Genomic DNA, 19,752 nt, shown 5'->3' with positions numbered 1-19,752 from the left:
GGCGCGATTGTCGGCAGCGCGCAGGCGAAAGCACTACGGGGCTTGTCCTAGGATGCGGGCGAGTTCGGTCTCACAGGCGACAAGGTCGGCCTCGAACAGCAGCTCCAGCAGGTGGGTTTCGCGCTGGTTCACGGTGTTCAGGAAGGTTTCGGCGGCGCCGTGCTCGCGTGCCATGCCGGCGAAGGTGTCGAAGCCGGACTCCAGAAACCGCTGCAGGTCGCGCAGGCCCGCGGCGCTGGCCGGGCCCCGCATCATGCGCAACATGGTGCGAAGCCCCGGCGTGCGGGTGAGGAACGCCAGTTCCTGCCCGAGCGCCAACACGCCGTGCAATTGCCGGCGCCGGTCTGCCTCGCGGCCCACGCGCCGCCACGCGCCGGCGTAACGGGCCGCTTCGCTTCGCGCCCCCGCATCGGCCTGCCAGGCTCGCGCCACCTGCAGATCCAGATCCTCCGTCAGGGCATGCAGCTGCGCGAGGCTGGCCGCCGTCTGCGTCACCTGGGCGGGGAACAGCTTCTCGATGGCGCCGGCGATGCGCGCGAACTGCTCGTCGCGCCGCGCGAAGTCGCGCTCGCCGTACAGCTCCTCGAGGAAGAAGCGCGCGGCCGCCGCATGTGTCCCGCCGCGCAGCAGGTCCGCATACGTGCCCGAAAAGCGCCGCGACTGCAGCCGCTTGACCTCGCCGAGCGCCTGCGCGAGCCCGGCCTGCGTCACGGCCTGCCGCCGAAACAGGGAGACCGCCTCGACGGCCTCGCGGATGGTGCGGGCGGATTCCATGCAGATCCGCAGTCTAACTAGGCGACCCGCTCTACCTGCTGGTTGTGGCGCGCGGCATAGTGCTCCGATGCGCAGGCGCGGTTGGCTCAAACTCGGACTCGGCGCGGCCGCCATCCTGGCGGTGGGCGGAGGCACCGTCGCGCTGCTGGAGCCGGGATGGCGCGGCGGCCAGCTCACCCGTGCGGGACGCATGGTGTTCGCCGCGATGGCGCGAGGCTTTCTCGACGGCGTCCTGCCCGGCGGCGAGAACCAACGCACCGCCGCCATCGAGGCGTATCTGCCCCGGGTCGAGGCACTGGTGGGCGCACTGGCACCGCATGCGCAGCAGGAGCTGTCACAACTGCTGGCCTTGCTCGCCACCGGCGCGGGCCGGCGCGTCCTTGCCGGCCTCGACACGCCTTGGCCGCAGGCCAGCTCGACACGGATCCAGGCGGCGCTGCAGGAGATGCGCACATCGTCGCTCGTGCTGCGTCGCCAGGCCTACCAGGCCCTGCACGACATCACGGGCGCCGCCTACTTCTCCGATCGTTCCACCTGGAGCGTGCTGGGCTATCCGGGCCCGGTGGACGTTTGACATGAGCAGGCAACCCGATCCGTTCCGCGAAGGCATCGCCCGCGGCTGGCGCGTCCTCGGTGGCGCGCATGGCCAGCCCGCCGCGCGGCTGGTGTGCGACGTCGCCATCGTGGGAACCGGCGCGGGGGCGGGCGTGACGGCCGAACTGCTGTCGCGTGCCGGCCTGCAGGTGCTGATGATCGAGGAGGGCCCGCTGCGCACCAGCAGCGACTTCCGTCAGCAGGAAGCCGAGGCCTACCCGGCCCTGTACCAGGAAAGCGCGGCGCGCAAGACGCGCGACAAGGCCATCAACATCCTGCAGGGCCGCTGCGTCGGCGGCTCCACCACGGTCAACTGGACCAGCTCGTTCCGGACGCCGGCGGGCACGCTCGACCACTGGCGGCAGCAGTTCGGGCTCTCCGGGTTCGCGAACGACGACCTCGCGCCGTACTTCGCGCAGGCGGAGCGGCGCCTGTCCATCGGCCCCTGGCTGCTGCCGCCGAACCAGAACAACGACCTGCTGCGCCGCGGGGCCGCGCAACTGGGCATTCCCGCCGCGTCCATCGCCCGCAACGTGAAGGGCTGCTGGAACCTCGGCTCGTGCGGCATGGGCTGCCCGACCAACGCCAAGCAGTCCATGCTGGTGACCACCATCCCGGCCGCGCTCGAGCGCGGTGCCACGCTGCTGGTGGAAACACGCGCCGAGCGGTTCGAACTGGCCAATGGCAAGGTACGGTCCCTGCAGTGCGTGCCGGTCGGCGGTGGCGCGCCGGTTCGCGTCGAAGCCAGGCACTACGTCCTTGCCGGTGGCGCCATCAATTCACCGGCCCTGTTGCTGCGCTCGCAGGCTCCGGACCCCCATGGCCGGCTGGGTCGCCGCACATTCCTGCACCCGGTCGTGATCTCCGCCGCCGTCATGCCGCAGCCCGTGGAAGGTTGGCAAGGCGCCCCACAGACCATCTACAGCGACCACTTCCTCGAGACCCAGCCGATCGACGGCCCCATCGGCTACAAGCTGGAGGCGCCGCCGCTGCACCCGGTGATCTTCGCCTCGACCGTGACCGGCTTCGGCCAGGCGCAGGCCGAGGCGCTGCGCAACTTCCCGCACACCCACGTGCTGCTGGCGTTGATGCGCGACGGCTTCCATCCGCAGTCTCCCGGCGGCACCGTCCACCTGCGCGCGGACGGTTCACCCGAACTCGACTACCCGCTCACGGCGTTCGTCATGGACGGGGCGCGCCGCGCGCTCCTGAGCATGGCCGAGATCCAGTTCGCGTCCGGCGCGCGCGAGGTGATGCCGATCCACGAACTCGCGCACCCTTACCGCTCCTGGGCCGAGGCGCGGCAAGCGCTGCCATCGCTGCCGATGGAGCCGCTGCTCACCAAGGTGGTCAGCGCGCACGTGATGGGCGGCTGCGGCTTCGCGGGCACCGAGTCGCTGGGCGTCGCCCGGCCCGACGGCCTGCACTGGCAGATCGAGAACCTGTCGATCCACGACGGCTCCCTGTTCCCCACGAGCATCGGCGCGAACCCGCAACTGTCGGTCTACGGCATCGTGAACCGGCTCGCCCAGGGGCTGGCCCGGCGCCTCACGGGGCGGGACGTCATACTCGCCTGATGCCCCCATCGTCCAGCCTGGCGCGCCTGCTGCAGGGCGTGGTCTTCGGCGTGCTCGCTGCGGCCACCATGTGGCTGGCGGCGTGGTGGCCCACGCATCCCCGCCTGGCGCTCGGGGGCGCGGTCGCCATCCTGTGCGTGCACGCGATCGTGCTGGCCATCGAGTTCCTGCTGCTGCGGCCGGCCAGCCGAGGCGATCCGGCACCGCGCGCGGCGGCGTCGCAGCTGCTGTCCGCGTGGTGGCGAGAGACGCTCCAGGGCTTTCGCGTCTTCGCGTGGCGGCAACCCTTCGCCTGGCGCGCGGTCCCCGATGACCTGGCCGGCCGGCCGGCGCTGCGCGGCCTGGTCTTCGTGCATGGGTTCGTCTGCAACCGGGGCTTCTGGAATCCCTGGATGCGCGAGGCTGCCGCACGCGGGCACCCCTGCCTGGCGGTCAACCTGGAGCCGGTGTTCGGCTCGATCGACGACTACGCGGACATCATCGACGCGGCCGTGCAGCGCATGTGGCAGGCAACCGGGCGGGCGCCGGTGCTGGTGTGCCACAGCATGGGGGGGCTCGCCGCGCGCGCCTGGCTGCGCCGGCGCGCGGGTCCCGGGCGCGTCGCGCACATCGTCACCATCGGCTCGCCGCACCGCGGCACGTGGCTGGCGCGCTTCAGCCACCTGGCCAACGGGCGCCAGATGCGCATCGGCGGCGAGTGGCTGCGCGAGCTTGAGGACGCGCCGCCCCCGCCCGCCGGCCTGTTCACCTGCTGGTACTCCAACTGCGACAACATCGTGTTCCCGCCGACGACGGCAACCCTGCCGTGGGCCGACAACCGGTTCGTGCCGGGCGCGGCGCACGTCGACCTGGCCTTCCAGCCGGCCGTTCGCGAGCAGACCTTCGCGCTCTTGCGCGGCTTGTGAGCGCGCTTCCTGTGAAAGGCATCACAGCCGCAGCCGTAGATATTCACTTTCCTCCCGCGCACTGCTCTTCCTAATCTGTCCGTCCACCAAAACGGGAGGGATTCATGGAAGACAGGACGAGGATGGGCGGCCAGCCGGCGCTGCCCGTGTCGGAGTTGCGCTGGGGCCAGACAGCCGGCGTCGACCTGGTGCTGGACGAGCTGGCCTATGGCGTCGCCATCGCCACGGCGGACGGCGAGTTGCTCCACGCCAACCAGGTGGCGCGGCACGAGCTGGGGGCGCACCGCGCCCTGTGGCTCCAGCAGGGCCGGCTGCAGGCGCACACCAGCGCGGACGGACGCACGCTCGCCGACGCCCTGCTGCGGGCCACGGCCGGCAAGCGCAGCCTGGTCACGCTGTCGGCGCCGCAGGGCGCGCCGCTCACCCTGGCCCTGGTCCCGGTCGGCCGCGGCGGCGGCGGCGGCGCGCAGTCGGTGCACGCGGGCCTGCTGTTCGCCCGGGCCAGCGTCTGCGAGTCGCTGATGCTGTGCTTCTTTGCCCGCAGCCACTCGCTGACCTCGGCCGAGGAGAACGTGCTGGCCATCCTGTGCCAGGGCCATTCGGCGCCGCAGGCGGCGCGCCAGCTGAAGGTGGCCGTCTCCACGGTCCGCAGCCACGTCCGCAGCCTGTGCTCCAAGACGCGCTCCAGCGGCGTGCGCGAGTTGGTCAGCCGGGTGGCCATGCTGCCACCCATCGCCCCGGCGGTCCTGGGCGAGAGCGTGCACTGACCGTGGCGACGGTCCTTCCAGCCGATTGCATGGTGCGTGCGGGATTGCTAGAGTGGCCCGCAGGGGGGAGAGCCACCATGAGATCGTCCAATGCGGCGGTGCATGACCGCCTGTTCGACGCGTTGTCCCCGCCCGTCCGGGCGCTCGCCGTGCGCGGTACGCTGCGCAGCTACGGCAAGAACACCGTCATCGTCAACGAGGGCGAGATGGCCGATTCCACCTTCGTGCTGCTGCAAGGCCGCGTGAAGGTGTACTCGAACGACGCCGACGGCCACGAGATCATCTACGAGACGGTGGAGGCCGGCGACTACTTCGCCGAGATGTGCCTGGACGACGGGCCGCGCCTCGCCTCCGTGCTGACGCTCGAGCCGTGCGTTTGCGCCGTCGTCGGGCGCGCCCAGCTGCGCGAGCACCTGATGGAGGATCCCGGCCACGCGCTGGAGTTCATCACGCACGTGCTGCGCCGCACGCGCACCGCCACCGGCAAGCTGCGCGAGCTGGCGCTCAAGGACGTCTACGGCCGGGTCGTCAGCACGCTGGAGGGGCTGCGCGGCCCGGCGGCGCCGGACGCCCCGGTCACGCTGAACCCCATCACGCACCAGACCATCGCCAGCCGCATCGGCGCCTCGCGCGAGATGGTCAGCCGCCTGCTCAAGGACCTGGAGCGCGGCGGCTACGTGGCGCTGGGCGTGCGGCAGATCACGCTCAAGCGCAAGCTGCCCGCCCGCTGGTAGGCCGGGCCCTGCTCAGGCCGGCGCCTTGGCCGCCAGCACCCCGCGGCGCATCTGGTCCAGCTCCATCGTCTCGAACAGCGCCTTGAAGTTGCCTTCGCCGAAGCCGTCGTTGCCCTTGCGCTGGATGAACTCGAAGAAGATGGGGCCGAGCTGGTTCTCGCTGAAGATCTGCAGCAGCAGCTCCCCGGGCTGGCCGTCGACCAGGATGTTGCGCTGCTGCAGGCCCTCGATGTCTTCCTGCAGGTGCGGGATCCGCTTGGGCAGCAGCTCGTAGTACGTCTCGCTGGTGCTGAGCAGCTTCACGCCCGCCAGCTGCAGCGCGTCGACCGTCTCGTACAGGTTCGTCGAGCCCAGCGCGATGTGCTGGATGCCTTCGCCGCGGTACTTGTCCAGGTACTCCTGGATCTGGCCGGCCTTGTCGTTGCCTTCCTCGTTGATCGGGATGCGGATCTTGCCGCAGGGGCTGGTCATCGCCTTGCTCTTGACGCCGGTGGCCTGGCCTTCGATGTCGAAGTACCGGATCTCGCGGAAATTGAACAGCCGCTCGTAGAACTCCGACCACTCGGCCATGCGGCCGCGGTGCACGTTGTGCGTCAGGTGGTCGATGTAGGTCAGGCCGAAGCCCGCCGGGTTCAGCGCCTCCTGCGCGCCGATGCCGGGCAGCGGCTCGAAGTCGACGTCGTAGAAGCCGATGTTGCCGATGTCGCCGTCGCGGGCGCCGTTCTTGCCGCGCCAGCGGTCCACCAGGTAGATCAGGCTGTCGCCGATGCCCTTGATGGCGGGGATGTTCAGCTCGCCCGGGCCGGCGCCGCCGGCGTAGCCCCAGGCCCCCAGCGAAATCGCGCGCTCGTAGGCCGACTTGGCGTCCTGCACGCGAAAGGCGATGGCGCAGATGCTCGGCCCGTGCAGGCGCGCGAAGCGCTGGGCGAACGAGTCGGGCTCGGCGTTGATGATGAAGTTGATGCCGCCTTGCCGGTACAGGATCACGTTCTTGTGGCGGTGCCGCGCGATCGGCCGGAACCCCATGCGCTCGAACAGCTCGCCCATCGCCTTGGGATCCGGCGCGGCGTACTCGATGAATTCGAAACCGTCGGTGCCCATGGGGTTCTCCCACTGGGAGACGGCTTGGGCGGTTGGGGTGGGCAGGGCGGCGTTCATGGCATCGTGGAAAGTGATCGCGCGACTGTAGGGGCGTTGGACAGCAGTTTTCCGCCGGAGTCCGGCTCGAAAGTCGCGCCTTCCTCAATAAAATTGCGCCATGGCCGAAATCACCGCACTCGACAAGCTCGACAAAGGCATCCTGCGCGCCTTGCAGCTGAACGGGCGCGAGACCTACGACGTGGTCGGCGAGCAGGTCGGCCTGTCGCCCAGCGCGGTCTTGCGGCGGGTCAAGCGCATGGAAGAAGCCGGCATCATCGACCGCTACGTGGCCCTGGTGCGGCCCGAGGCGGTCGGCCTGGGCCTGACCGCGTACCTCAACGTGCGGCTGGAAAAGCACACCGAGCTCCACAAGCGCAATCCGATGGACGTGTTCCGCGCCAGCGTGCAGAGCTGGCCGGAGGTGGTGGAATGCGTGGCGCTCACCGGGGAGATGGACTTCCTCCTGCGGGTGGTCGTCGAGGACATGGCGCACTACAGCCGCTTCATCCTGGAGACGCTGCTCAAGCACCCCAGCGTGCAGGACTGCAAGACGAGCTTCGTGCTCGACCGCGTCAAGACCACCACGGCCATGCCGGTGTGAATCGGATAGCAAGGACTCACGTTTTGATGATGCCGCCGGGTCGCCGGAGCGCATGCCCGAGCGAAACCCCGTAAATTCAGCCCATGGGTTCCGACCGCGATTCCCGACCTGCGCCGGTGGTGGTGCCGATCCGCTCCCTCGGCCCCGGCCACCGGGGCCGCATCCTCAAGCACCTGCTCGCGCTGGACGCCGACGACCGCTACCTGCGCTTTGGCTACCCGGCCACGGACGAGCAGATCCAGCGCTATGTGGACGCGCTGGATTTCGACCACGACGACATTTTCGGCATCTACAACCGCAAGCTGGAGCTGATCGCGATGGCGCACCTGGCGTTCTCGCGCGATCCCAATGCCAGCCAGTGCGCCGAGTTCGGCGTGTCGGTGCTGGCCAAGGCGCGCGGGCGTGGCTACGGCTCGCGGCTGTTCGAGCGCGCGGCGATGCATGCGCGCAACGAAGGGGTGGAACTGCTTTTCATCCACGCGCTGAGCGAGAACACGGCCATGCTGAAGATCGCCCGCAAGGCCGGCGCCACGCTCGAGCGCTACGGCACCGAGACCGAGGCGCACCTGCGCCTGCCGCCGGCCACGCTCGACACGCGGATGAGCGAGCTGGTCGTGGAGCGGTTCGCGCAGACCGACTACCGGCTCAAGCAGCAGGTCAAGAGCTTCTGGGACTTCCTGGCCGGCGTCCAGGAGACCCGCCAAGGGGTGCGGGACGCACGGCACAAGTCCGGCAGCTGAGCCGCAGGGGGGGCCGCGGCGCCGGAACCCGATTCCGCTATCCTTGCAGGTCCCCAACCACCGCACGTCCTGCAACAGAAGGCAGTGTCCGACCCCCACCCTGCGCGCGAGAAGGAAGATCGCCGCACGTTCCTGCAGAAGGTCGCCGAGTTCATCCATCCCGGACCGGATTCGCGCGACGAGTTGATCGAAACCCTGGCCGACGCCGAAGAGAACGACATCATCGGCGCCGAGTCGCGCGTGATGCTCGAGGGCGTCATCCGCATGGCCGACCAGACCGCGGGCGATGTCATGGTGGCCGCGCCCCGGATGGACCTGATCAACATCGATTCGCCCTACGACGAGATCCTCCACCTGGTCATCGATACGGCGCACTCGCGCTTTCCCGTCTACGAGGGCGATCGCGAGAACATCATCGGCATCCTGCTGGCCAAGGACCTGCTGAAGCTGCAACGGGCCCCCGAGCTGAACATCCGCGCGCTGCTGCGCCCGGCGGTCTTCGTGCCCGAGAGCAAGGGCCTGAACGACCTGCTGCGCGAGTTCCGCGGCAACCGCAACCACCTGGCGATGGTGATCGACGAGTTCGGCCGCATCGCCGGCCTGATCACGATCGAGGACGTGCTCGAACAGATCGTCGGCGACATCGAGGACGAATTCGACATCGGCGAGGAAGAGGGCGACATCTTCGCGCTGGCCGATCGCACCTACCGCGTGAGCGGGGACACCGACATCGATCGCGTGAACGAGGCCTTCGGCGTGGTGCTGGCGCCCATCGACGCCGGCCAGGAGGGCGAGCACCGCTTCGAGACCATCGGCGGCCTGATCGCGCACGCCATGGGCCACGTGCCCAAGCGCGGCGAGCACTACACGCTCGCCGGCCTGAATTTCGTGGTGCTGCACACCAAGGGCGGCGCCGTGCGCTGGTTCAAGGTGTCGCCCGCGCGCACCGACGACAACACCGGGTGACGCGCCGCCTCGCCGGTCTGCCGCTCTCCTTGCCCCTGGCGCTGGCCGGCGGGCTGGCGCAGGCCGCATCGATCGCCTGGCCCGCCACGGGCCAGCCGCTGTGGTGGCTGCAGGTGGCCTCGCTCGCGCTGCTCGCCTGGCTGCTGCGCATCGCGCCCGGCTGGAAGCAGGCGGCGCTGCTGGGCGGAGCGTTCGCCACGGCCTGGCTGTGCGGCACGTTCTGGTGGCTCTTCATCTCGATGCACACCTATGGCGGCCTGCCCGCGCCGCTGGCGGCGTTGGCGGTGCTGGCGCTGGCGGCGTTCCTGGGCAGCTACTACGCCTTCGCGGCGGGCCTGTCTCGGTGGCTGCTGCCCCCCGACGCGCCCTGGGCGCCGGCGGCCTTCGCGGCGTCGTGGACGCTGGCCGAGCTCATGCGCGGGCGGTGGTTCACCGGCTTCCCGTGGGGCGCGGGCGGCTACGCGCACGTGGACGGTCCGTTCGCGGCGCTGGCGCCGTGGATCGGCGTCTACGGCATCGGCTTCGTCGCCACGCTGCTGGCCGCGGCGCTGCCCCTGGCGTTCGCGCGGCGTTCGCGTACCGTGCTGGTCTGGGGGCTCGCGGTCGCCGGCCTCGGCGCGGGCGCCCTGCTGGCGGGCCCGCCGCGCGGCGCCGCCGCCGGGGGGGCGCTGTCGGTGTCGCTCCTGCAGGGCAACATTCCGCAGGACGAGAAGTTCGAGGGCAACACGGGCGTGCCGCTGGCGTTGGCCTGGTACGGCGAGCAGCTGGCCGGCAGCCGCACGAGCCTGGTCGTCGCGCCCGAAACGGCCATTCCACTGCTGCCGCAGCAGCTGCCCGTGGGCTACCTGGAAGCGCTGGCGCAGCGCTTCGGCCAGGGCGGCCAGGCGCTGCTGGCCGGGATGCCGCTGGGCAGTTACGAGCAGGGGTACACCAACTCGGTGATCGGCCTGCAGCCCGGCGCCCAGCCCTACCGCTTCGACAAGCACCACCTGGTGCCCTTCGGCGAGTTCATCCCGCCGCTGTTCCGCTGGTTCACCGACCTGATGCACATTCCGCTGGGGGACTTCAACCGCGGCGCCGTCGGCCAGCCCTCGTTCGACTGGCAGGGCCAGCGGCTGGCCCCCAACATCTGCTACGAGGACCTGTTCGGCGAGGAGCTGGCGGCGCGCTTCGCCGACCCGGCGCGCGCGCCCACCATCTTCGTCAACGTCAGCAACATCGGCTGGTTCGGCAACACGGTGGCCATCGACCAGCACCTGCACATCAGCCGCATGCGGGCGCTGGAGTTCGACCGGCCGGTCATCCGGGCGACCAACACCGGCGCCACGGCGATCGTCGACCACCGCGCGCGGGTCGCGCAGGTGCTGCCCCGCTTCACGCGCGGCGTGCTGACGGGCGAGGTCCAGGGCCGCAGCGGCACGACCCCGTTCGCCTGGTGGGCGTCGCGCCTGGGGCTGTGGCCGCTCTGGCTGCTCGGGCTTGCTCCTGTTTTCGGAGCGCTGCTGCGGCTTCGACGGGGTGCACGCCCGTAAAATCGGGCCGATGCTCTCCTTCCAGCAAATCATCCTGAAGCTGCAGGCGTACTGGGACGCCCAGGGCTGCGCGCTGCTGCAGCCCTACGACATGGAAGTGGGCGCCGGCACCTCGCACACCGCCACCTTCCTGCGCGCCATCGGACCCGAGCCCTGGAAGGCCGCCTACGTGCAGCCCAGCCGCCGCCCCAAGGACGGCCGCTACGGCGAGAACCCGAACCGCCTGCAGCACTACTACCAGTACCAGGTGGTGCTCAAGCCCGCGCCGGCCAACATCCTGGAGCTGTACCTCGGCTCGCTGGAGGCGCTGGGCTTCGACCTGAAGAAGAACGACATCCGTTTCGTCGAGGACGACTGGGAGAACCCCACGCTCGGTGCCTGGGGGCTGGGCTGGGAGGTCTGGCTCAACGGCATGGAAGTGACCCAGTTCACCTACTTCCAGCAGGTGGGCGGCATCGACTGCAAGCCCATCACCGGCGAGATCACCTACGGCCTGGAGCGCCTGGCGATGTACCTGCAGGGCGTGGACAACGTCTACGACCTGAAGTGGACCGAGGGGCTGTCGTACGGCGACGTCTACAAGCAGAACGAGGTCGAGCAGTCGACCTACAACTTCGAGCACAGCGACAGCGAGTTCCTGTTCACCGCGTTCTCCGCGCACGAGAAGCAGGCCAGGCACCTGATGGAGCAGCAGCTCGCGCTGCCCGCCTACGAGCAGGTGCTCAAGGCGGCGCACACCTTCAACCTGCTGGACGCGCGCGGCGCGATCAGCGTCACGGAACGCGCGGCCTACATCGGCCGCATCCGCAACCTCGCGCGCAGCGTGGCCCAGAGCTACCACGACAGCCGCGAGCGCCTGGGCTTCCCGATGGCGCCGCGCGAGTGGGTGGCCCAACTCCAGAAGAAGGCCGCCTGATGTCCGTCCAGAACCTGCTCGTCGAACTGTTCGTCGAGGAACTGCCGCCCAAGGCCCTGAAGAAGCTGGGCGAGGCCTTCGCCACGGGCATCGAGGCCTCGCTCGCCGCCCAGGGCCTGGTCCAGGCGCCCGCCGCCAGCGACACCTTCGCTTCCCCGCGCCGGCTCGCCGTGCTCGTGCACGGCGTGCGCGGGCAGGCGGCCGACAAGGCCGTCTCGCAAAAGCTCATGCCGGTGAGCGTCGGCCTCGACGCCGCCGGCCAGGCCACCCCCGCCCTCGTCAAGAAGCTGCAGGCGCTCGGGGCCGACGCGTCGGCCGTGCCGCAGCTGCGCCGCGCGATGGACGGCAAGGCCGAGGTCCTGTTCTTCGAGAGCACGCAGCAAGGCGTCACCCTGGCCGAGGGGCTGCAGAAGGCCCTGGCCGAGTCCATCGCCCGCCTGCCGATCCCCAAGCTGATGACCTACCAGCTGGCCGACGGCTGGACCGACGTGAAGTTCGTGCGCCCCGCGCACGGGCTGGTCGCGCTGCACGGCAAGGACGTGGTGCCGGTGCAGGCGCTGGGGCTGCAGGCCGGCCGCACGACGCAGGGCCACCGCTTCGAGGCCCGGGCCGCGACGGTGAGCATCGCGGACGCGGACAGCTACGCCGCCACGCTGCGCGAGCAGGGCGCCGTGATCGCCAGCTTCGCCGAGCGCCGCGCCGACATCGAGCGCCAGCTGCGCGAGGCGGCCCATCGCGTGGGCGGCGGCGCGCGCCCGATCGAGGACGACGCCCTGCTCGACGAGGTCACCGCGCTGGTCGAGCGGCCCAACGTGCTCACCTGCGAATTCGAAAAGGAATTCCTGGACGTGCCGCAGGAGTGCCTCATCCTCACGATGAAGGCCAACCAGAAGTACTTCCCGCTGCTCAATGCGCACGGACGGCTGACCAACAAGTTCCTGGTCGTCAGCAACATTCGGCCCGAGGACCCGAGCGCCGTCATCGGCGGCAACGAGCGCGTGGTGCGCCCGCGCCTGGCCGACGCCAAGTTCTTCTTCGACCAGGACCGCAAGAAGACGCTCGAGTCGCGCGTGGCGGGGCTGGCCAAGGTGGTCTACCACAACAAGCTGGGCACGCAGGGCGAGCGCATCGAGCGCGTGCGCGCGCTCGCCAAGGTGATCGGCGCGCAGATGGGCAGCGACCACCTGGCGCACGAGGCGGACATCGCCGCCCGCCTGGCGAAGGCCGACCTGCTGACCGACATGGTCGGCGAGTTCCCCGAGCTGCAGGGCGTCATGGGCGGCTACTACGCGCGCCACGACAGGCTGGGCGACGAGATCGCCATGGCCATCGAGGACCACTACCGCCCGCGTTTCGCCGGCGATGCGCTGCCGCGCAACGACCTGGGCGTGGCCGTGGCGCTGGCCGACAAGATCGAGACGCTGGCGGGCCTGTTCGCGATCGGGCAGCTGCCCACCGGCGACAAGGACCCCTTCGCGCTGCGCCGCCACGCGCTGGGCGTGGTGCGCATGCTGATGGAAAAGCAGCTGCCGATCGCGCTGAACGAGCTGGTGATCGAGGCGCTGGGGCTGTTCCCGCAGGCCCAGCCCGGCACCGCCGAGCAGCTGACCGACTTCATCTACGAACGGTTGGCGGGGCTGCTGCGCGAGCAGGGCTACAGCGCGCAGGAGGTCGACGCCGTGCTGGCGCTGCGGCCGCAGCGCCTGGGCGATGTCGCCCAGCGGCTGGCCGCCGTGCGCGCGTTCGCCTCGCTGCCCGAGGCGCCCGCGCTGGCCGCGGCCAACAAGCGCATCGGCAACATCCTGAAGAAGGCCGAGCGCGCCGATCCGCACGTGAGCGAGCCGCTGCTGCGGGAGCCGGCCGAGAAGGCGCTGTACGAGGCGACGCGCCAGGTGGCGCCGCGCGCGACCAGCCAGTTCGACGCGGGCGACTACACCGGTTCGCTGCAGACGCTGGCCGCGCTGCGCGGGCCGGTCGACCGGTTCTTCGACGACGTCATGGTCAATGCGGAGCAGGAAGACCTGCGCCTGAACCGGCTGGGCCTGCTGGCCACGCTGCACCGGGCGATGAACCGCGTGGCCGACCTGTCGCGCCTGGTGGTCGAGAAATGAGCCCCCACGCTGCGCACTTGGTGTCTTGGCTGCCCCCCGACGGGGCTGGACTGCCTGCGGGCGGCCGGGCGGCAGTGCGATGAAACTCGTCATCCTCGATCGCGACGGCACCATCAATGCCGACAGCGAGGAGTACATCAAGTCGCCCCAGGAGTGGCAGCCGCTGCCCGGGGCGCTGGAGGCGATCGCGAAGATGAACCATGCCGGCTGGCACGTGGTGATCGCCTCCAACCAGTCCGGCCTCGGACGCGGGCTGTTCGACGTCGCATCGCTCAACGCCATGCACGCCAAGATGCACAAGCTGCTCTCGGCCCACGGCGGCCGCGTGGACGCGATCTTCTACTGCCCGCATGCGGCCGACGAGGCCTGCCACTGCCGCAAGCCCCAGCCCGGGCTGTTCGAACAGATCGGCGAGCGCTTCGGCATCGAGCTCAAGGGCGTGCCCGTGGTCGGCGACAGCCTGCGCGACCTGCAGGCCGGGGTGGCCGCCGGCTGCGAGCCGAACCTGGTGCTCACCGGCAAGGGCGCGCAGTTCCGCGGCCGCGCGCTGCCCGACACGTTCCCGCCCGGCACGCGCGTGCACGAGGACCTGGCGGCCTTCGCCGACGACCTGGTCGCGCGCCCCGCGCCGCGGCCGCAGAACTGACAACCGCATGGCCCTCCTGAGATCGATCCTCCACGCCCTGTGGATGCTGGTGACCGTCATCCCCTGGGGGCTGATCATGGTGGTCTCCTCCCTCTGGCGCAGCAGCGTCACCATGTACTGGATGGCCGCGCGCTGGCTGGGCTGGGCGATGCACGGCCTGCGCGTGCTGTGCGGCGTGCAGTGGCGCGTGACCGGCATGGAGAACCTGCCGGTCGGCCAGACCGCGCCCGCGATCCTGCTGGTCAAGCACCAGTCCACGCTCGAGACCTTCCTGATGCCGGTGCTGATGCCGCATCCGCTCGCCTACGTGTTCAAGCGCGAGCTGCTGTACGTGCCGTTCTTCGGCTGGGCGATGGCGCGGCTGGACATGATCCACATCGACCGCAGCCAGCGGGCGCAGGCGTTCAACAAGGTGGTCGAGCAGGGCAAGCGCCTGCTCGCCCAGGGCATCTGGATCATCATGTTCCCCGAGGGCACGCGCATCCCGCGCGGGCAGGCCGGCACGTACAAGAGCGGCGGCACCCGGCTGGCGGTGGCCACCGGCGCCCCGGTGATCCCGATCGCGGTCAGCTCCGCCAAGGTCTGGCCGCGCAAGGCGTTCATCAAGCGCCCGGGCGTCGTCGACGTGGTGATCGGCAAGCCCATTCCCAGCGTCGGCCGCCAGCCGGAGGAACTCATGCGCGAGGTCGAGGCCTGGATCGAGGGCGAGATGCGCCGCATCGATCCGCAGGCGTACCGCTAGACTCGCTGTCGATGTTCAAGCTGATTCAGCTCACGCTGGACCTGTTCGATCCGCCGGCGGCACCGCCGCCACCGGCTGCGCCACCGCCCGCGCCCCGCCTGGCCGAGCCCGCCGCGGCGCCGGCCGAGCCGCTCGATGCGGTGCTGGCGCCGGCCACCTTCCACCACCCGCGCGCCAACCGCCAGGCCGTGCTCGGCCACACCTTCGTGGCCTACGAGTTCAAGCGCGCCAAGCGGCGCACGATCGGCTTCGTCGTCGGGGTCGAGGGGCTCACGGTGAGCGCGCCCAAGTGGGTGCCGCTCGGCGAGGTCGATGCCGCCGTGCAGGGCAAGGCGGCGTGGATCCTGGCCAAGCTCGACGGCGCGCGCCAGCGCCAGGATCGCATCGACGCCGCCCGCATCGCCTGGAAGGACGGCGCCACGTTCCCGTTCCTGGGCGAGCAGGTGATCGTGGTGCTCGATCCGCGCGGCGGCGCCGGCGCCACGCTCAACACCGACGGCCAGGCCCTGCCTGGCGTGCCGCGGCTGACGCTGCACGTGGCGTTGCCCCAGCACGCCAGCCCCGAGCAGATCCGCGACGTGGTGCAGGCGTGGCTGATGCGCCAGGCCAAGCGCCTGTTCACCGAACGCCTCGACCATTACGCCCCGCACCTGTCCGTGCAATGGCGCAAGCTCGTGCTGAGCAACGCCGGCACGCGCTGGGGCACCGCGCACTCGGACGGCACCATTCGCCTGAACTGGCGGCTGGTGCACTTCCGGCTGCCCGTCATCGATTACGTGGTGGCGCACGAACTGGCCCACCTGCGCGTGATGGACCACAGCCCGCGGTTCTGGGACACGGTGGCCACCGTGGTGCCCGACTACGCCCGGCTGCGCGGGCAGCTGCGCGACGAGGCGCTGCCGCCCTGGTGAGCGTCAGGCGGGCGCGAAGCGCCAGATGCCGTCGGCGTCGCAACTGCGGCGCAGCTGCCCCGCGAACCACAGCGCATGCAGGTGCGCCACCGCCTCGCCCATCGCGAACGTGGTCTGGTGCAGGTCGAGCGGGCGCCTGAACAGCACCGGCAGCATCTCCGCCGCCGAAGCGGGCTTCCCGCGGCAGGCGCCCAGCACGTCGGCCAGGCGCTCCTCGTGGTGCGCGTGCAGCTGCTCGATGCGCCGGTGCAGCCCGGTGAACGGCTTGCCGTGCGAGGGCAGCACCAGCGTGTCCTCGGGCAGGCGGCGGAACTTGTCGATCGAGGCCAGGAACAGCCGCAGCGGATCGGACTCGGGCTCGATGTCGTAGACGCTCACGTTGGTCGAGATGCGCGGCAGCACCATGTCGCCGCTGACCAGCACGCGCAGCGCCGGGCAGAACAGCGAGATGTGCTCGGGCGCGTGGCCGTAGCCACTGATGCATTCCCAGTCGTGGCCGCCGATGCGCACGGTCTCGCCATCGAGCAGGCGGCGGTAGCCGCGCGGCACGGCGGGGACCATGCTCGGGTAATAGCTCGCCCGGGCGCGGATCTTCTCCAGCGACTCGGGGTCGGTCAGCCCGTGCGAGCGGAAGAACGCGGCGGCCGCCTCGCCGCCGAAGCCGGTGGTGCTCTGCGACGCCATGCGCGCCGCGTTGTAGTCCGTGGCGCTGATCCAGAGGCGGCAGGGATGGTCCGGCGTGCTCCAACGCTCGCACAGCCAGTGCGCCAGGCCGATGTGGTCCGGGTGCATGTGCGTCACCAGCACGCGCAGGATCGGCAGCCCGTCCAGGGATGCGGCGAAGACCTGCTCCCACTGGGCCTTGGCCTCGTCGCGCGCGATGCAGCAGTCCACGACGGTCCAGCCCCGGCGGCCGTCCAGCTCGTCGCGCAGCAGCCAGAGGTTGATGTGGTCCAGCGCGAAGGGCAGGGCCATGCGCACCCAGCGCACGCCGGGGGCGACGTCCAGCGTGGCGCCGGCGGCGGGCAGGGCGTCGCCGAAGGGGTAGTGCAGTTGTGCTTCCAGGGAATTCATGCGGGGCGGGGCGTGGAAATTGACGTTGACGTAAACGTCAGATGTAATCTCGCCATTCTAGGAAGCGCCCCGAGCGGCGCCTGTCTCCCGCGCGTCCACCGACATGGCCACCACCTACACCATCAGCGATCTCGCCCGGGAATTCGACCTCACGACGCGCGCCATGCGCTTCTACGAGGACATGGGCCTGCTGCAGCCCGAGCGCACCGGCCCCGGCGGGCGCAACCGCACCTACAGCGCGCGCGACCGCACGCGCCTGAAGCTCACGCTGCGCGCCAAGCGCCTTGGCCTCTCGCTCACCGAGGCCAAGGAGATCATCGACATGTACGACAGCCCGCGGGACACCGGCCCGCAGCTGCGCAGGTTCCTGGCGGTGCTGGCCCAGCACCGCAAGCAGCTGGAAGAGCAGATGGCCGACCTGCAGGCCAACCTGGATGAGGTGAAGGTCCACGAGCGCGAGGCGCGCGCCTTGCTGGCCCGCCTGGAGAAGGACCACGCCCGCGCCCGGCAGGCATAATTGACGTTTACGTAAACGTCAACGCGCCGCCATGCCCGCCACCGACTTCCAGCCTGCCGATCCGCAGTTCGCGCAGCGCGTGCGCGCCAGCTTCGACCGCCAGACCGCGATGGCCACGCTGGGCGCCAGCCTGGCGGCGGTGGAGCCGGGGCAGGTGGTGATCGAGCTGCCCTGGGCGGCCCACCTGACCCAGCAGCACGGCTTCGTGCACGGCGGCATCGTCGGCGCCGCGCTCGACTCGGCCTGCGGCTACGCCGCATCCACGCTGATGCCGGCCGAGGTCGGCGTGCTCAGCATCGAATACAAGATCAACTTCGTCGCCCCCGCCAAGGGGCAGCGCTTCCGCATGGTCGGCACCGTCGTCAAGCCGGGCCGCACCATCACGGTCGCCGAAGGCCGCGCGTACGCGCTCGAGGACGGCCGCGAGAAGCTGGTGGCCACCATGACCGCCACGATGATGGCCGTCAGCGGCCGCGACGACGTCAAGCACTGAACGACCCCGAGACACAAGGAGACGCCATGAACCTGCCGGGCCTGAACTTCCAGTTGGGCGAAGAGATCGACGCGCTGCGCGACGCCGTGCGTGCCTTTGCCGAGAGCGAGATCGCCCCGCGCGCCGCCGAGATCGACCGCAGCGACCAGTTCCCCATGGACCTGTGGCGCAAGATGGGCGAGCTGGGCGTGCTGGGCATCACGGTGCCCGAGGAGTACGGCGGCGCCAACATGGGCTACCTCGCGCACATGATCGCGATGGAGGAGATCTCGCGCGCGTCCGCCTCGGTGGGCCTGTCGTATGGCGCGCACTCCAACCTGTGCGTCAACCAGATCAAGCGCAACGGCACCGATGCGCAGCGCAGGAAGTACCTGCCCAAGCTGGTCTCCGGCGAGCATGTCGGCGCACTGGCCATGAGCGAGCCCGGGGCCGGCAGTGACGTCATCTCGATGAAGCTCAAGGCCCAGGACAAGGGCGGCTACTACCTGCTCAACGGCAGCAAGTTCTGGATCACCAACGGCCCCGACGCCGACACGCTGGTGGTCTATGCCAAGACCGAGCCCGAGCTGGGCGCGCGCGGCGTCACCGCCTTCCTGATCGAGAAGGGCATGAAGGGCTTCTCGATCGCGCAGAAGCTCGACAAGCTGGGCATGCGCGGCAGCCACACCGGCGAGCTGGTGTTCCAGGACGTCGAGGTGCCGCACGAGAACGTGCTGGGCGCGGTCAACGGCGGCGCGAAGGTGCTGATGTCGGGCCTGGACTACGAGCGTGCCGTGCTCGCCGCCGGCCCGATCGGGATCATGCAGGCCGTCATGGACAACGTGGTGCCCTACATCCACGACCGCAAGCAGTTCGGCCAGAGCATCGGCGAGTTCCAGCTGATCCAGGGCAAGGTCGCCGACATGTACACCGTGCTGCAGGCCGGCCGCGCGTTCTGCTACACGGTGGGCAAGAACCTGGACCAGCTGGGCAGCGAACACGTGCGCCAGGTGCGCAAGGACTGCGCCTCGGTCATCCTGTGGTGCGCCGAGAAGGCCACCTGGATGGCCGGCGAGGGCATCCAGATCTATGGCGGCAACGGCTACATCAACGAGTACCCGCTCGGCCGCCTGTGGCGCGACGCCAAGCTGTACGAGATCGGCGCCGGCACCAGCGAGATCCGCCGCATGCTGATCGGCCGGGAACTGTTCGCGGAAACGATGTGACGCGCGCGTGCGATTGCATCCTCGAAGGCCGCGCGCCGCGCAGGCCATCCAGGCCGGCCGCGTGATCGATCGCGTGGTGTACGCCACCTACCGGAAGGAGACCTCGGCATGAGCACACCCATCCTGGCCATCGGCGGCGGCGGCTTCCTGATGGACGACACCCGCGGGCTGCAGGAGCGCTACATCCTGTCGCAGCTGCGCCGGCGCACGGACGTGCCGCGCGTGCTGTACCTCGGCACGGCGTCGGGCGACGCCGAGCGGTCGCAGCTGAAGTTCATGCGCCTGTTCAGCGACCTGGGCTGCCGGCCGCAGACGCTGGCGTTCTTTCCCTACGACATGAAGCGCGATTACGCGCGGGCCGTGCGCGAGGCCGACCTCGTGTACGTCGGCGGCGGCAACACCGTGGCGATGCTCGCCGTGTGGCGCGAGTTCGGCTTCGACGAGGCGCTGCGCGCCGCCTGGGCGGACGGCACCGTGCTGGCCGGCATCAGTGCCGGCGCAAACTGCTGGTTCAGCGATTACGTGACCGACAGCGTGCCCGGCGGCGGCATCCGCCAGGGGCTCGGCTGGATCCGCGGCACGTTCTGCCCGCACCTCGACAGTGAGGCATGGCGCCAGCCCGTGCTGGGCGGCGCGCCGCTGCGCCCGGCCCACGGCGCGCCCGATGGCGTGCTGCTGCGCTTCGAAGACGGGTCCTGCGTCGAGGCAGTGACCGACCGTCCCGGCCTCGCGGCCGTGCGCGTCGACGAGGGCGGCGCCCTGCTGCCGGTCGACACGCGCCTGCTCGGGTCCGCACCTTAGGTAATC

Annotated in this window: 21 protein-coding genes; 18 read left to right on the top strand and 3 right to left on the bottom strand. The window is 70.4% G+C overall.

The window, feature by feature from the left end; genetic code table 11:
- Nucleotides 1-33 precede the first annotated feature (33 nt).
- On the bottom strand, nt 34-774 hold the full coding sequence (locus AC3ANR_RS19535) for an FFLEELY motif protein (protein ID WP_488289768.1): 741 nt from the start codon (nt 772-774) through the stop codon (nt 34-36).
- A 67-nt stretch (nt 775-841) separates the two neighbouring features.
- On the opposite strand from AC3ANR_RS19535, the gene AC3ANR_RS19530 reads away from it, so the two are divergent.
- The 5 genes from AC3ANR_RS19530 (at nt 842) to AC3ANR_RS19510 (ending at nt 5,351) form a co-directional block, all read left to right on the top strand.
- The gene (locus AC3ANR_RS19530; protein ID WP_488289767.1) at nt 842-1,348 is read left to right on the top strand and encodes a hypothetical protein; all 507 of its coding nucleotides are present in this window, start codon (nt 842-844) and stop codon (nt 1,346-1,348) included.
- 1 nt (nt 1,349) lies between these two features.
- The gene (locus AC3ANR_RS19525; RefSeq protein WP_488289766.1) at nt 1,350-2,945 is read left to right on the top strand and encodes a GMC family oxidoreductase; all 1,596 of its coding nucleotides are present in this window, start codon (nt 1,350-1,352) and stop codon (nt 2,943-2,945) included.
- On the top strand, nt 2,945-3,850 hold the full coding sequence (locus AC3ANR_RS19520; RefSeq protein WP_488289765.1) for an esterase/lipase family protein: 906 nt from the start codon (nt 2,945-2,947) through the stop codon (nt 3,848-3,850). The genes AC3ANR_RS19525 and AC3ANR_RS19520 overlap by 1 nt, the downstream gene beginning before the upstream one ends.
- Nucleotides 3,851-3,954: 104 nt before the next feature.
- Nucleotides 3,955-4,617, top strand: coding sequence for a helix-turn-helix transcriptional regulator (locus AC3ANR_RS19515; protein ID WP_488289764.1), 663 nt, complete (start codon nt 3,955-3,957; stop codon nt 4,615-4,617).
- A 77-nt stretch (nt 4,618-4,694) separates the two neighbouring features.
- Entirely contained in the window at nt 4,695-5,351 is a 657-nt protein-coding gene (locus AC3ANR_RS19510) for a Crp/Fnr family transcriptional regulator (RefSeq protein ID WP_488289763.1), read from the top strand.
- 12 nt (nt 5,352-5,363) lie between these two features.
- Here the strand turns inward: AC3ANR_RS19510 and hppD are convergent, their stop codons facing one another.
- The gene (gene hppD / locus AC3ANR_RS19505) at nt 5,364-6,509 is read right to left on the bottom strand and encodes a 4-hydroxyphenylpyruvate dioxygenase (RefSeq protein WP_488289762.1); all 1,146 of its coding nucleotides are present in this window, start codon (nt 6,507-6,509) and stop codon (nt 5,364-5,366) included.
- A gap of 100 nt (nt 6,510-6,609) precedes the next feature.
- Here hppD and AC3ANR_RS19500 point away from each other — a divergent pair, with 100 nt between their 5' ends.
- The 9 genes from AC3ANR_RS19500 (at nt 6,610) to AC3ANR_RS19460 (ending at nt 15,656) form a co-directional block, all read left to right on the top strand.
- Nucleotides 6,610-7,092 carry an Lrp/AsnC family transcriptional regulator gene (locus AC3ANR_RS19500; RefSeq protein WP_488289761.1) on the top strand — a complete coding sequence of 161 codons (483 nt, stop codon included), beginning with the start codon at nt 6,610-6,612 and terminating at the stop codon, nt 7,090-7,092.
- Nucleotides 7,093-7,175: 83 nt separating this feature from the next.
- On the top strand, nt 7,176-7,832 hold the full coding sequence (locus AC3ANR_RS19495) for a GNAT family N-acetyltransferase (RefSeq protein ID WP_488289760.1): 657 nt from the start codon (nt 7,176-7,178) through the stop codon (nt 7,830-7,832).
- Between the two features lie 84 nt (nt 7,833-7,916).
- Nucleotides 7,917-8,798 (top strand): CorC family transporter, encoded by an 882-nt coding sequence (locus AC3ANR_RS19490; protein ID WP_488289759.1) that lies wholly within the window; start codon nt 7,917-7,919, stop codon nt 8,796-8,798.
- Nucleotides 8,795-10,330, top strand: coding sequence for an apolipoprotein N-acyltransferase (gene lnt, locus AC3ANR_RS19485; protein WP_488289758.1), 1,536 nt, complete (start codon nt 8,795-8,797; stop codon nt 10,328-10,330). Before AC3ANR_RS19490 ends, lnt begins: the two co-directional genes overlap by 4 nt.
- A 10-nt stretch (nt 10,331-10,340) precedes the next feature.
- Entirely contained in the window at nt 10,341-11,246 is a 906-nt protein-coding gene (gene glyQ, locus AC3ANR_RS19480; protein ID WP_488289757.1) for a glycine--tRNA ligase subunit alpha, read from the top strand.
- Nucleotides 11,246-13,357: a glycine--tRNA ligase subunit beta gene (glyS, locus tag AC3ANR_RS19475; RefSeq protein WP_488289756.1), complete on the top strand. Its 2,112-nt coding sequence runs from the start codon at nt 11,246-11,248 to the stop codon at nt 13,355-13,357. The genes glyQ and glyS overlap by 1 nt, the downstream gene beginning before the upstream one ends.
- 79 nt (nt 13,358-13,436) lie before the next feature.
- The gene (gmhB, locus tag AC3ANR_RS19470; RefSeq protein ID WP_488289755.1) at nt 13,437-14,003 is read left to right on the top strand and encodes a D-glycero-beta-D-manno-heptose 1,7-bisphosphate 7-phosphatase; all 567 of its coding nucleotides are present in this window, start codon (nt 13,437-13,439) and stop codon (nt 14,001-14,003) included.
- A 7-nt stretch (nt 14,004-14,010) separates the two neighbouring features.
- Entirely contained in the window at nt 14,011-14,745 is a 735-nt protein-coding gene (locus AC3ANR_RS19465) for a lysophospholipid acyltransferase family protein (protein ID WP_488289754.1), read from the top strand.
- Nucleotides 14,746-14,756: 11 nt separating this feature from the next.
- Complete coding sequence (locus AC3ANR_RS19460; protein ID WP_488289753.1) at nt 14,757-15,656, top strand: M48 family metallopeptidase; 900 nt, start codon at nt 14,757-14,759, stop codon at nt 15,654-15,656.
- 3 nt (nt 15,657-15,659) lie between these two features.
- Here the strand turns inward: AC3ANR_RS19460 and AC3ANR_RS19455 are convergent, their stop codons facing one another.
- Nucleotides 15,660-16,730, bottom strand: coding sequence for an MBL fold metallo-hydrolase (locus tag AC3ANR_RS19455; protein ID WP_488289752.1), 1,071 nt, complete (start codon nt 16,728-16,730; stop codon nt 15,660-15,662).
- Nucleotides 16,731-16,833: 103 nt separating this feature from the next.
- Between AC3ANR_RS19455 and AC3ANR_RS19450 the strand changes: the two genes are divergently transcribed.
- The 4 genes from AC3ANR_RS19450 (at nt 16,834) to AC3ANR_RS19435 (ending at nt 19,746) form a co-directional block, all read left to right on the top strand.
- A complete protein-coding gene (locus AC3ANR_RS19450) occupies nt 16,834-17,247 on the top strand; it encodes a MerR family transcriptional regulator (protein ID WP_488289751.1) in 414 nt (137 codons plus the stop codon).
- A gap of 31 nt (nt 17,248-17,278) precedes the next feature.
- Nucleotides 17,279-17,740, top strand: coding sequence for a PaaI family thioesterase (locus AC3ANR_RS19445; RefSeq protein ID WP_488289750.1), 462 nt, complete (start codon nt 17,279-17,281; stop codon nt 17,738-17,740).
- A 26-nt stretch (nt 17,741-17,766) separates the two neighbouring features.
- Nucleotides 17,767-18,945 (top strand): isovaleryl-CoA dehydrogenase, encoded by a 1,179-nt coding sequence (locus tag AC3ANR_RS19440; RefSeq protein WP_488289749.1) that lies wholly within the window; start codon nt 17,767-17,769, stop codon nt 18,943-18,945.
- Nucleotides 18,946-19,053: 108 nt separating this feature from the next.
- Nucleotides 19,054-19,746 carry a Type 1 glutamine amidotransferase-like domain-containing protein gene (locus AC3ANR_RS19435; protein WP_488289748.1) on the top strand — a complete coding sequence of 231 codons (693 nt, stop codon included), beginning with the start codon at nt 19,054-19,056 and terminating at the stop codon, nt 19,744-19,746.
- Nucleotides 19,747-19,752: the final 6 nt, after the last annotated feature.

The organism is Ramlibacter sp. JJN2-2R (genome assembly GCF_057747835.1).
The sequence above is the reverse complement of the archived record's forward strand: the minus strand, read 5'-3'. Positions and strand labels throughout refer to the sequence as shown.

Bases quoted from the DNA above. Each gene is read 5' to 3' on its own strand.
- AC3ANR_RS19535 (WP_488289768.1), bottom strand. From the start codon at position 774: ATGGAATCCGCCCGCACCATCCGCGAGGCCGTCGAGGCGGTCTCCCTG.
- AC3ANR_RS19530 (WP_488289767.1), top strand. From the start codon at position 842: ATGCGCAGGCGCGGTTGGCTCAAACTCGGACTCGGCGCGGCCGCCATC.
- AC3ANR_RS19525 (WP_488289766.1), top strand. From the start codon at position 1,350: ATGAGCAGGCAACCCGATCCGTTCCGCGAAGGCATCGCCCGCGGCTGG.
- AC3ANR_RS19520 (WP_488289765.1), top strand. From the start codon at position 2,945: ATGCCCCCATCGTCCAGCCTGGCGCGCCTGCTGCAGGGCGTGGTCTTC.
- AC3ANR_RS19515 (WP_488289764.1), top strand. From the start codon at position 3,955: ATGGAAGACAGGACGAGGATGGGCGGCCAGCCGGCGCTGCCCGTGTCG.
- AC3ANR_RS19510 (WP_488289763.1), top strand. From the start codon at position 4,695: ATGAGATCGTCCAATGCGGCGGTGCATGACCGCCTGTTCGACGCGTTG.
- hppD (WP_488289762.1), bottom strand. From the start codon at position 6,509: ATGAACGCCGCCCTGCCCACCCCAACCGCCCAAGCCGTCTCCCAGTGG.
- AC3ANR_RS19500 (WP_488289761.1), top strand. From the start codon at position 6,610: ATGGCCGAAATCACCGCACTCGACAAGCTCGACAAAGGCATCCTGCGC.
- AC3ANR_RS19495 (WP_488289760.1), top strand. From the start codon at position 7,176: ATGGGTTCCGACCGCGATTCCCGACCTGCGCCGGTGGTGGTGCCGATC.
- glyQ (WP_488289757.1), top strand. From the start codon at position 10,341: ATGCTCTCCTTCCAGCAAATCATCCTGAAGCTGCAGGCGTACTGGGAC.
- glyS (WP_488289756.1), top strand. From the start codon at position 11,246: ATGTCCGTCCAGAACCTGCTCGTCGAACTGTTCGTCGAGGAACTGCCG.
- gmhB (WP_488289755.1), top strand. From the start codon at position 13,437: ATGAAACTCGTCATCCTCGATCGCGACGGCACCATCAATGCCGACAGC.
- AC3ANR_RS19465 (WP_488289754.1), top strand. From the start codon at position 14,011: ATGGCCCTCCTGAGATCGATCCTCCACGCCCTGTGGATGCTGGTGACC.
- AC3ANR_RS19460 (WP_488289753.1), top strand. From the start codon at position 14,757: ATGTTCAAGCTGATTCAGCTCACGCTGGACCTGTTCGATCCGCCGGCG.
- AC3ANR_RS19455 (WP_488289752.1), bottom strand. From the start codon at position 16,730: ATGAATTCCCTGGAAGCACAACTGCACTACCCCTTCGGCGACGCCCTG.
- AC3ANR_RS19450 (WP_488289751.1), top strand. From the start codon at position 16,834: ATGGCCACCACCTACACCATCAGCGATCTCGCCCGGGAATTCGACCTC.
- AC3ANR_RS19445 (WP_488289750.1), top strand. From the start codon at position 17,279: ATGCCCGCCACCGACTTCCAGCCTGCCGATCCGCAGTTCGCGCAGCGC.
- AC3ANR_RS19440 (WP_488289749.1), top strand. From the start codon at position 17,767: ATGAACCTGCCGGGCCTGAACTTCCAGTTGGGCGAAGAGATCGACGCG.
- AC3ANR_RS19435 (WP_488289748.1), top strand. From the start codon at position 19,054: ATGAGCACACCCATCCTGGCCATCGGCGGCGGCGGCTTCCTGATGGAC.